The organism is Microbacterium sp. KR10-403 (assembly GCF_040196215.1).
In the GTDB taxonomy this organism is placed as follows: domain Bacteria; phylum Actinomycetota; class Actinomycetes; order Actinomycetales; family Microbacteriaceae; genus Microbacterium.
Window position 1 is genome coordinate 650,037 of sequence record NZ_JBEGDC010000002.1, and the last position, 8,964, is coordinate 659,000.

At 66.2% G+C, this 8,964-nt stretch carries 16 protein-coding genes and 1 rRNA gene; 1 reads left to right on the top strand and 16 read right to left on the bottom strand.

Translation table 11 applies throughout. The features are described from left to right. Nucleotides 1–4: 4 nt before the first annotated feature. The 15 genes from rpsH to rpsJ form a co-directional block, all read right to left on the bottom strand. The gene (rpsH, locus tag ABMQ42_RS06625) at nucleotides 5–403 is read right to left on the bottom strand and encodes a 30S ribosomal protein S8 (protein ID WP_349722060.1); all 399 of its coding nucleotides are present in this window, start codon (nucleotides 401–403) and stop codon (nucleotides 5–7) included. A 141-nt stretch (nucleotides 404–544) separates the two neighbouring features. After that, the gene (gene rplE / locus ABMQ42_RS06630) at nucleotides 545–1,135 is read right to left on the bottom strand and encodes a 50S ribosomal protein L5 (protein WP_349722061.1); all 591 of its coding nucleotides are present in this window, start codon (nucleotides 1,133–1,135) and stop codon (nucleotides 545–547) included. Next, complete coding sequence (gene rplX, locus ABMQ42_RS06635; RefSeq protein WP_349722062.1) at nucleotides 1,135–1,476, bottom strand: 50S ribosomal protein L24; 342 nt, start codon at nucleotides 1,474–1,476, stop codon at nucleotides 1,135–1,137. Before rplX ends, rplE begins: the two co-directional genes overlap by 1 nt. 2 nt (nucleotides 1,477–1,478) lie before the next feature. After that, nucleotides 1,479–1,847, bottom strand: coding sequence for a 50S ribosomal protein L14 (rplN, locus tag ABMQ42_RS06640; RefSeq protein ID WP_153745446.1), 369 nt, complete (start codon nucleotides 1,845–1,847; stop codon nucleotides 1,479–1,481). Continuing rightward, nucleotides 1,848–2,183 (bottom strand): 30S ribosomal protein S17, encoded by a 336-nt coding sequence (rpsQ, locus tag ABMQ42_RS06645; RefSeq protein ID WP_349722063.1) that lies wholly within the window; start codon nucleotides 2,181–2,183, stop codon nucleotides 1,848–1,850. After that, nucleotides 2,183–2,497 carry a 50S ribosomal protein L29 gene (rpmC, locus tag ABMQ42_RS06650; protein WP_349722064.1) on the bottom strand — a complete coding sequence of 105 codons (315 nt, stop codon included), beginning with the start codon at nucleotides 2,495–2,497 and terminating at the stop codon, nucleotides 2,183–2,185. Before rpmC ends, rpsQ begins: the two co-directional genes overlap by 1 nt. Next, nucleotides 2,497–2,916: a 50S ribosomal protein L16 gene (rplP, locus tag ABMQ42_RS06655; RefSeq protein ID WP_129385843.1), complete on the bottom strand. Its 420-nt coding sequence runs from the start codon at nucleotides 2,914–2,916 to the stop codon at nucleotides 2,497–2,499. The genes rpmC and rplP overlap by 1 nt, the downstream gene beginning before the upstream one ends. Beyond that, nucleotides 2,916–3,662, bottom strand: coding sequence for a 30S ribosomal protein S3 (gene rpsC, locus ABMQ42_RS06660; protein ID WP_275277533.1), 747 nt, complete (start codon nucleotides 3,660–3,662; stop codon nucleotides 2,916–2,918). The genes rplP and rpsC overlap by 1 nt, the downstream gene beginning before the upstream one ends. Further along, the gene (gene rplV / locus ABMQ42_RS06665; RefSeq protein ID WP_349722065.1) at nucleotides 3,662–4,054 is read right to left on the bottom strand and encodes a 50S ribosomal protein L22; all 393 of its coding nucleotides are present in this window, start codon (nucleotides 4,052–4,054) and stop codon (nucleotides 3,662–3,664) included. The genes rpsC and rplV overlap by 1 nt, the downstream gene beginning before the upstream one ends. Nucleotides 4,055–4,079: 25 nt before the next feature. After that, nucleotides 4,080–4,361 (bottom strand): 30S ribosomal protein S19, encoded by a 282-nt coding sequence (gene rpsS, locus ABMQ42_RS06670; protein WP_129385849.1) that lies wholly within the window; start codon nucleotides 4,359–4,361, stop codon nucleotides 4,080–4,082. A gap of 13 nt (nucleotides 4,362–4,374) precedes the next feature. Then, the gene (gene rplB, locus ABMQ42_RS06675; protein ID WP_349722066.1) at nucleotides 4,375–5,214 is read right to left on the bottom strand and encodes a 50S ribosomal protein L2; all 840 of its coding nucleotides are present in this window, start codon (nucleotides 5,212–5,214) and stop codon (nucleotides 4,375–4,377) included. A 23-nt stretch (nucleotides 5,215–5,237) separates the two neighbouring features. Further along, entirely contained in the window at nucleotides 5,238–5,537 is a 300-nt protein-coding gene (gene rplW, locus ABMQ42_RS06680; RefSeq protein ID WP_029145860.1) for a 50S ribosomal protein L23, read from the bottom strand. After that, the gene (gene rplD / locus ABMQ42_RS06685; RefSeq protein ID WP_349722067.1) at nucleotides 5,534–6,190 is read right to left on the bottom strand and encodes a 50S ribosomal protein L4; all 657 of its coding nucleotides are present in this window, start codon (nucleotides 6,188–6,190) and stop codon (nucleotides 5,534–5,536) included. Before rplD ends, rplW begins: the two co-directional genes overlap by 4 nt. 4 nt (nucleotides 6,191–6,194) lie before the next feature. Further along, nucleotides 6,195–6,854: a 50S ribosomal protein L3 gene (rplC, locus tag ABMQ42_RS06690; RefSeq protein ID WP_349722068.1), complete on the bottom strand. Its 660-nt coding sequence runs from the start codon at nucleotides 6,852–6,854 to the stop codon at nucleotides 6,195–6,197. Nucleotides 6,855–6,862: 8 nt separating this feature from the next. Then, nucleotides 6,863–7,171, bottom strand: coding sequence for a 30S ribosomal protein S10 (rpsJ, locus tag ABMQ42_RS06695; protein ID WP_029145857.1), 309 nt, complete (start codon nucleotides 7,169–7,171; stop codon nucleotides 6,863–6,865). 565 nt (nucleotides 7,172–7,736) lie between these two features. Here rpsJ and ABMQ42_RS06700 point away from each other — a divergent pair. After that, nucleotides 7,737–8,696 (top strand): hypothetical protein, encoded by a 960-nt coding sequence (locus ABMQ42_RS06700; protein ID WP_349722069.1) that lies wholly within the window; start codon nucleotides 7,737–7,739, stop codon nucleotides 8,694–8,696. A gap of 147 nt (nucleotides 8,697–8,843) precedes the next feature. Here ABMQ42_RS06700 and rrf read toward each other — a convergent pair. Next, a 5S ribosomal RNA gene (gene rrf, locus ABMQ42_RS06705) occupies nucleotides 8,844–8,960 on the bottom strand. Nucleotides 8,961–8,964 lie beyond the last annotated feature (4 nt).

Genomic DNA, 8,964 nt, shown 5'->3' on the forward strand with positions numbered 1-8,964 from the left:
CGGGTCACCACACGTAGGCGAGAACTTCCCCGCCCACGCCCTTCTGCTCGGCCTGGCGGTCCGTGAGGAGGCCAGAGGAGGTGGACAGGATGGCAACGCCCAGGCCGCCGAGGACCTTGGGGAGCTCGGTCGAACGTGCGTAGACGCGCAGACCGGGCTTCGAGACCCGCTTGATGCCGGCGATGGACCGCTCGCGGTTCACTCCGTACTTCAGCGTGAGGGTCAGCGTCTCGCCGACACGGGCGCCTTCGACGACCCAGTCGGCGATGTAGCCCTCCTGCTTGAGGATCTCGGCGATGTTCTTCTTGAGCTTCGAGCTCGGCAGCGACACGGAGTCGTGGTGCGCCGAGTTCGCGTTGCGCAGACGGGTCAGCATATCTGCGACCGGGTCTGTCATTGTCATTTCGTGTTTCCTTTGTTCATAAGGTTTCGGCACGCCGTTACACGACGGTCGACCTTCTATGACTGCTGTTCAGTTGTGGGATGTCGTTCCGGCCCCGACCGCGCGGCCAGGGCCGGAACGACGCAAAGCATCCAGCCTAACTCAGGCCGCGGCATCCTTCGCCCGGAACGGGAAGCCGAGATGACGCAGCAGAGCACGACCCTCGTCGTCCGTGGCGGCGGTGGTCACGACGGTGATGTCGAAACCGCGCACCCGGTCGATGCGGTCCTGGTCGATCTCGTGGAAGACCGACTGCTCCTGGAGGCCGAAGGTGTAGTTGCCGTGGCCGTCGAACTGCTGGTCCGAGAGACCGCGGAAGTCGCGGATGCGGGGCAGCGCGAGGTTCACGAGGCGGTCCAGGAACTCCCACGCACGGTCACCGCGGAGGGTGACGTGCGCGCCGATGGCCTGGCCCTCACGCAGCTTGAACTGCGCGATGGACTTGCGGGCCTTGGTCACGACCGGCTTCTGGCCGGTGATCTTGGTGAGGTCGGCGACCGCGCCCTCGATCACCTTGCTGTCGCGAGCTGCCTCGCCGACACCGGTGTTGACCACGACCTTGACCAGGCCGGGGATCTGCATGACGTTCTCGTACCCGAACTCGTCCTGCAGCTTCTGCTGGATCTCGCTCTTGTACTTCTGCTTGAGGCGCGGCTGGATCTTGCCAGCCTCCGCAGCAGCGGTGGTGCTCATCAGAGGTCCTTACCTGACTTCTTGGCGTAGCGCACGCGGACGGTGCGCTTCTCGCCGTCCTTGATCTTCTCCTCGATGCGGTGGCCGACACGGGTCGGCTTCTTGCTCGAGGGGTCGACGACGGCGACGTTGGAGATGTGGATCGGGGCTTCCATCGTCTCGATGCCGCCCGTCTTGGTCCCGCGCTGGGTCTGGCCCACACGGGTGTGCTTCGTGACGTAGTTCACGCCCTCGACGATGACGCGCTCGGTCTCGGGGATGACCTCGAGGACCTTCCCCTGCTTGCCGCGGTCAGCGCCCGACAGGACCTGAACCAGGTCGTCCTTCTTGATGTTCGCCATGATCAGATGACCTCCGGGGCCAGCGAGACGATCTTCATGAACTTCTTGTCACGAAGCTCACGACCGACCGGGCCGAAGATACGGGTGCCGCGGGGCTCCCCGTCGTTCTTCAGAAGCACGGCGGCGTTCTCGTCGAACTTGATGTACGAGCCGTCGGCGCGACGGGTCTGCTTCACGGTGCGCACGACCACGGCCTTGACGACATCGCCCTTCTTGACGTTGCCGCCGGGGATGGCGTCCTTGACGGTGGCGACGATGACGTCACCCAGACCGGCATAGCGACGGTTGGAGCCGCCGAGCACACGAATGGTGAGCAGCTCCTTGGCGCCGGTGTTGTCGGCGACCTTGAGTCGGGACTCTGTCTGAATCATTTACTTGGCCTTCTCGAGGATCTCGACCAGACGCCAGCGCTTGGTGGCGCTCAGCGGCCGGGTCTCGTTGATGACGACGAGGTCGCCGATGCCGGCGGTGTTGTTCTCGTCGTGCGCCTTGACCTTCTCGGTGCGGCGGATGACCTTGCCGTAGAGGGGGTGCTTCACGCGGTCCTCGACCTCGACGACGATCGTCTTGTCCATCTTGTCGCTGACGACGTAACCGCGGCGGGACTTGCGGTAGCCGCGGGCGCCCGCCGCGCGGACGTCGTGCTCAGCGTGCTCGTGACCGGCGGTCTCGACGACCTCGGCCTCGGCCTTCTTCGCGGTGGCCATCACTCAGCCTCTTCCTTCACCTCGGCGTCGGCAGCGGCATCCGCCTTCTTCGCCTTGCTCTTCTTCGCCTTGCCCGTCTCCACCGGAGCGGGCGTGGCACGGATGCCCAGCTCGCGCTCGCGGATCACGGTGTACAGCCGCGCGATGTCGCGCTTGACCGCACGGATGCGGCCGTGGCTCTCCAGCTGGCCCGTGGCGGACTGGAAGCGCAGGTTGAACAGCTCTTCCTTCGCCTTGCGGAGCTCCTCGACGAGGCGCTGGTCTTCGTACGTGTCGAGCTCGCTCGTGGCGAGCTCCTTGGTGCCGATCGCCATTACGCGTCGCCCTCCTCGCGCTTGATGATGCGTGCCTTCAGGGGCAGCTTGTGGATGGCACGGGTCAGCGCCTCACGAGCGAGCTGCTCGTCGACGCCCGCGACCTCGAAGAGGACGCGGCCCGGCTTGACGTTGGCAACCCACCACTCGGGCGAGCCCTTACCGGAACCCATGCGGGTCTCAGCGGGCTTCTTGGTCAGCGGGCGGTCGGGGTAGATGTTGATCCACACCTTGCCGCCACGCTTGATGTGACGCGTCATGGCGATACGAGCGGACTCGATCTGACGGTTGGTCACATACGCCGGGGTCAATGCCTGGATGCCGAACTCGCCGAAGGAGACCTTCGTGCCGCCGGTGGCCTGGCCGCTGCGCCCGGGGTGGTGCTGCTTACGGAACTTGACCTTACGGGGAATAAGCATTACGCCGATGCTCCTTCTGCGACGGGTGCCTCGTTGCGCGGGGCACGACGACGGTCACCGCGGTCGCGGGCGGGCTTCTGGTTCGCCTGCTCGCGAGCCAGCTCCTTGTTGGTGAGGTCGCCCTTGTAGATCCAGACCTTCACGCCGATGCGGCCGAAGGTGGTGCGCGCCTCGTAGAAGCCGTAGTCGATGTTCGCGCGGAGCGTGTGCAGCGGCACACGGCCCTCGCGGTAGAACTCCGACCGGCTCATCTCGGCGCCGCCGAGGCGGCCCGACACCTGGATGCGGACGCCCTTGGCGCCGGCGCGCTGCGCGCCCTGCAGGCCCTTGCGCATCGCGCGACGGAACGCCACGCGGGCCGAAAGCTGCTCGGCGATGCCCTGGGCGACCAGCTGAGCGTCGGCCTCGGGGTTCTTCACCTCGAGGATGTTCAGCTGGATCTGCTTGCCGCTGAGCTTCTCGAGCTCACCGCGGATGCGCTCGGCCTCCGCACCACGCCGACCGATCACGATGCCCGGACGGGCGGTGTGGATGTCGACGCGGACGCGGTCACGGGTGCGCTCGATCTCGATGTTCGAGACACCGGCGCGGTCCAGCTGCTTCTGGAGCAGCTGCCGGATCTTGATGTCCTCGGCAAGGTAGTCGGCGTAGCGCTGGCCCGGCTTCGTCGAGTCGGAGAACCACCGCGACACGTGGTCGGTGGTGATGCCGAGGCGGAAGCCGTACGGGTTTACCTTCTGTCCCATTACTTGCTCGCCTTCTTCGTTGCTGCGCCGGCCTCGGCGACCTCGGGGGTCGCGAGCACGACGGTGATGTGGCTCGTGCGCTTCTTGATCTGGAACGCGCGGCCCTGTGCGCGGGGCTGGAAACGCTTGAGCGTCGTCCCCTCGTCCACGAAGGCGTTCTTGACGTACAGATCCTGCTCATCAAGGAACTCGCCGGCCGCGTCGGCCTTCACCCGTGCATTGGCGGCGGCGGATGCCACGAGCTTGTAGATCGGCTCGCTGGCGCTCTGCTGCGCGAACTTCAGGATGGCGAGGGCTTCTTCGGCCTGCTTGCCCTTGATGAGAGCGACGACACGACGAGCCTTCTGAGGGGTCACGCGGATGTGTCGCACGCGTGCGATGGACTCCACCATTTCTCTCTCCTCTTGCGCCCCCGCGTCAGCGGCGGCGGCCCTTCTTGTCGTCCTTCTCGTGGCCGCGGAAGGTGCGGGTGGGCGCGAACTCGCCCAGCTTGTGTCCGACCATGCTTTCGCTGACGAACACGGGGATGTGCTTGCGACCGTCGTGCACGGCGATCGTGTGACCCAGCATGGCCGGGACGATCATCGAGCGACGCGACCAGGTCTTGATGACGTTCTTCGTACCCGCCTCGTTCTGCGTAGCGACCTTGCGAAGCAGGTGCTCGTCGACGAAGGGGCCCTTCTTGAGACTGCGTGGCATCTTCTGTTCCTACCTACTTGCGCTTCTTGCCGGCGGTGCGACGACGCACGATGTACTTGTCGCTTTCCTTGTTCGCGTGGCGGGTGCGGCCCTCGGGCTTGCCCCACGGCGTCACGGGGTGACGACCACCGGACGTGCGACCCTCACCACCACCGTGCGGGTGGTCGACCGGGTTCATGACGACACCGCGGACGGTCGGGCGGATGCCCTTCCAGCGGTTGCGGCCCGCCTTGCCCCAGTTGATGTTCGACTGCTCGGCGTTGCCGACCTCGCCGATCGTGGCGCGGCAGCGCGCGTCGACGTTGCGGATCTCGCCCGAGGGCAGACGCAGCTGCGCGTACGGGCCGTCCTTGGCGACCAGACGGACGCTCGCACCGGCCGAACGGGCCAGCTTGGCGCCGCCGCCCGGACGCAGCTCGATCGCGTGGATCACGGTACCGGTCGGGATGTTGCGCAGCGGCAGGTTGTTGCCGGGCTTGATGTCGGCCGAGGGACCCGACTCGACGATGTCGCCCTGACGCAGCTTCTCCGGCGCCAGGATGTAGCGCTTGGTGCCGTCGACGAAGTGCAGCAGCGCGATGCGCGCGGTGCGGTTCGGGTCGTACTCGATGTGCGCGACCTTGGCGTTGATGCCGTCCTTGTCGTTGCGACGGAAGTCGATGACGCGGTACTGGCGCTTGTGGCCACCGCCGATGTGGCGGGTGGTGATGCGGCCCTGGTTGTTGCGACCACCGGTCTTGGAGAGCGGCTTCAGCAGCGACTTCTCCGGCGTCGATCGGGTGATCTCGGCGAAGTCTGCCACCGACGAGCCGCGGCGACCCGGGGTCGTGGGCTTGTACTTGCGAATAGCCATGTTCTAGTCCTCTATCCCGACCGTCAGCCGACTGCCGTGAAGATGTCGATGGTGCCCGACTTCAGGGTCACGACGGCGCGCTTGGTGTCCTTGCGCTTGCCGGTGCCGAAGCGGGTGCGACGGGCCTTGCCGACGCGGTTCAGCGTGTTGACCGACGCCACCTTGACACCGAAGATCTTCTCGATGGCGAGCTTGATCTCGGTCTTGTTCGCGCGGGGGTCCACGTAGAACGTGTACTTGCCCTCGTCGATCAGGCCGTAGCTCTTCTCGGAGACGACCGGCTTCAGGATGATGTCGCGCGGGTCCTTGTTCACGGCGGTCATGCCGAGACCTCCTCGGTGGCACCGCTCTTGGACGCGACGAACGCGTCGAAGGCGGCCTTGGTGAAGACGATGTCGTCGGAGACGACCACGTCGTAGGCGTTCAGCTGGTCGAACGTCAGCACGTGCACCTCGGTGAGGTTGCGCACGCTCTTGACGGTCAGCTCATCGTCGCGCGAGACGACGACGAGGACGTTCTTGACGGCACCCAGGTCGTTGAGGACCGAGAGAGCAGCCTTGGTGGACGGGGCATCCTTCAGACCGAAGGACTCGACCACGTGCAGACGCTCACCGCGGGCGCGGTCGCTGAGCACACCCAGCAGAGCCGCGGCGATCATCTTCTTGGGGGTCCGCTGCGCGTAGTCGCGCGGCTTCGGCCCGTGGACGATGCCACCGCCGGTGTGCTCAGGTGCGCGGATCGAGCCCTGGCGCGCGTTGCCGGTGCCCTTCTGCTTGAACGGCTTGCGGCCGGAGCCCGAGACCTCACCGCGACGCTTGGTCGAGTGGGTGCCCTGGCGAGCGGCCGCGAGCTGTGCGACGACCACCTGGTGGATCAGCGGGATGTTGGTGTTGACGTCGAAGATGGCGGCGGGCAGCTCGACCGAGCCGGCCTTCTTGCCATCCGCCTTGCGGACGTCGAGGGTCGTGTCAGCCATGGACTCAGGCACCCTTCACTGCGTTGCGGACGTAGACGATGCGGCCGCGCGCGCCGGGGACGGCGCCCTTGACGAGCAGCAGACCCTTCTCGGCGTCGACGGCGTGCACCGTGAGGTTGAGGACGGTCACGCGCTCGCCACCCATACGGCCGGCCATGCGCATGCCCTTGAAGACACGGCTCGGGGTCGACGAGGCGCCGATCGAACCGGGCTTGCGGTGGTTGCGGTGTGCACCGTGCGAGGCCGAGACACCCTTGAAGTTGTGGCGCTTCATGACACCCGCGGTGCCCTTGCCCTTGCTGGTGCCGACGACGTCGACCAGCTGGCCGGCCTCGAAGGTGCCGTCCACGGTGAGCTCCTGACCGAGTGAGTAGTCAGCGGCGTCCGCGGTGCGGATCTCGGTCACGTGGCGGCGCGGCGTGACGCCGGCAGCCTCGAAGTGGCCCTCGAGGGGCTTGGTGACCTTGCGGGGGTCGATCTGGCCCGCGGCGATCTGGACGGCGTTGTAGCCGTCCTTATCGGGGGTGCGGACCTGGGTGACCACGTTGGGCGCGATCTCGATCACGGTGACGGGGACGAGCTTGCCCTGCTCGTTCCACACCTGGGTCATGCCGAGCTTGGTGCCCAGCAGTCCCTTGGAAGTCTTGTTGTTGATGTCAGCCATGTCGAACCTCAGAGCTTGATCTCGATGTTGACATCGGCCGGCAGGTCAAGGCGCATCAGCGAGTCGACGGCCTTGGGCGTCGGGTCGATGATGTCGATCAGACGCTTGTGGGTGCGCATCTCGAAGTGCTCGCGGCTGTCCTTGTACTTGTGCGGCGACCGGATGACGCACACGACGTTCTTCTCGGTCGGAAGCGGCACGGGGCCGACGACGGAGGCGCCGGCACGGGTCACGGTGTCGACGATCTTGCGCGCCGAGCTGTCAAGCCCCGCGTGATCGTACGACTTCAGGCGAATGCGGATCTTCTGTCCCGCCATTGTCTGCTCACTCTCTTTCTCGCGTCTTACGCTTTCGCGCATTGGACGCACGACGACGCTTGCGCGCCTTGGCACGTGCACCGGCTGTTCCGGTGATGCTGCACCACTGTTCTGCTGTCAGACCGGATGCCGGGCACCCGGCTCCCACGCACGCGACTGCCCCGCAAGGAAGTGGTGTGAGGGATGTGGCGCACAGTCCGACGGATCTTCACCCGTCCTGTGCTCGTTCTGCTGCCCGCGGCCTAGACTCTCGTCTATGCACTGCCCTGGCAGTGATCCGGCGCGCGCCTGGGCGCACTTTCCGGAATATGGAACCTCAACAGTCTACGTGTATCCCGGGCGTGTCGCAAATCCGGCCGCCCTGCCGCCCGGCCGCCTCACGCCGAGGTCGCACGAGATCTCGCGAGGTCGCACGGGATCTCGCGAGGTCGCACGCATCCTCGCGAGGTCGCGTACGTCGGCATCAGGTTCGTCCACTCCTCCACAGCAGGTGCCGACCCCCGAGATATCCACAGATCGCGGATGCCGCCGCCCGACCGATGCGCGTGCGCGGCAGAGTACTGGCATGTTGCTGAAGGATCACGAGCCCCTCCCCATCCATGCCGGCCGGATGCCGCATCCACTCGTCACATCCGACCACGTAAGCCGACTGCGCTCCGGGGTGTACGTCTTCGACGCAGCCTGGTCCGGGCTCTTCGTCGAGGACCGCCTGCGCGTGCGCGCCTCCGCCGTGTGGGCGTCGCTCAAGAACACACAGTGCACGATCACGCACATCACTGCAGCTGCGCTCCACGGGCTGCCTCTGTTTCGCCTCAACGCCGATCGCGTCGACGTTGCCCTCCCCGCGGGCGCGACCCGGAGCAACGGCGGGGACATCCGTCGACATCATGTTCCGCTCCCCCACGCCGACATCGCCACGGTCGACGGGATGCGGGTGACCTCGCTTGAGCGGACCGTCTATGACGTCATCCGGAGCGTGTCGCTGGAAGCGGCGGTCGTCGTCTTCGACGCCGCATTGCACAAGGTCGCCTGGGACGACAAGACGAACACGTACGACGAACCCGAGGCCGAGAGGTTCCGGCAGGCTGTCCGCGAGCGTGTCTGCACCCACCCCGGCGCGCGTGGCATCCGTCAAGCACGATTCGTGACCGAGTTCGCCGATGGCCGGGCGGGGTCGCCCGGCGAAAGCGTGAGTCGATTGTGGATGTGGGAGCTCGGCGTCCCCACCCCCGAACTGCAGTATCGGGTCGAGCTTCGCAACGGACGCTATGCGCTGCTCGACTTCGCATGGCCGCATCTCTGCAAATGGGGTGAGTTCGACGGGCAGATCAAGTACTCGGACGCCGGGATCCTCCGGGGCCGCACCGTCGACGAGATCATGCAGCTCCAGCAGGAGCGGGAAGCCGCTGTCGAAGCCGCGACGAAATGGAAGTGCGAGCGATGGGGATCACCGGCGCTCACGGACCTTCCCGACTTCGCGCGGGCGATGCGCGCCGCAGGGCTTCTCCCCGGCCGAGTCACCTGAGCTCGTCCGACCGAGCGATAAACGGTGCGACCTCGCGAGAAACGGTGCGACCTCGCGAAGAACCGTGCGACCTCGCGAGAAACGGTGCGACCTCGCGGAAATGCGAAAAGGCCGACCCCGCAAGGGGCCGGCCTTCTCTCAAAAAATGTTCGGCGGTGTCCTACTCTCCCACAGGGTCCCCCCTGCAGTACCATCGGCGCTGAGAAGCTTAGCTTCCGGGTTCGGAATGTGACCGGGCGTTTCCTTCTCGCTATGGCCGCCGAAACTC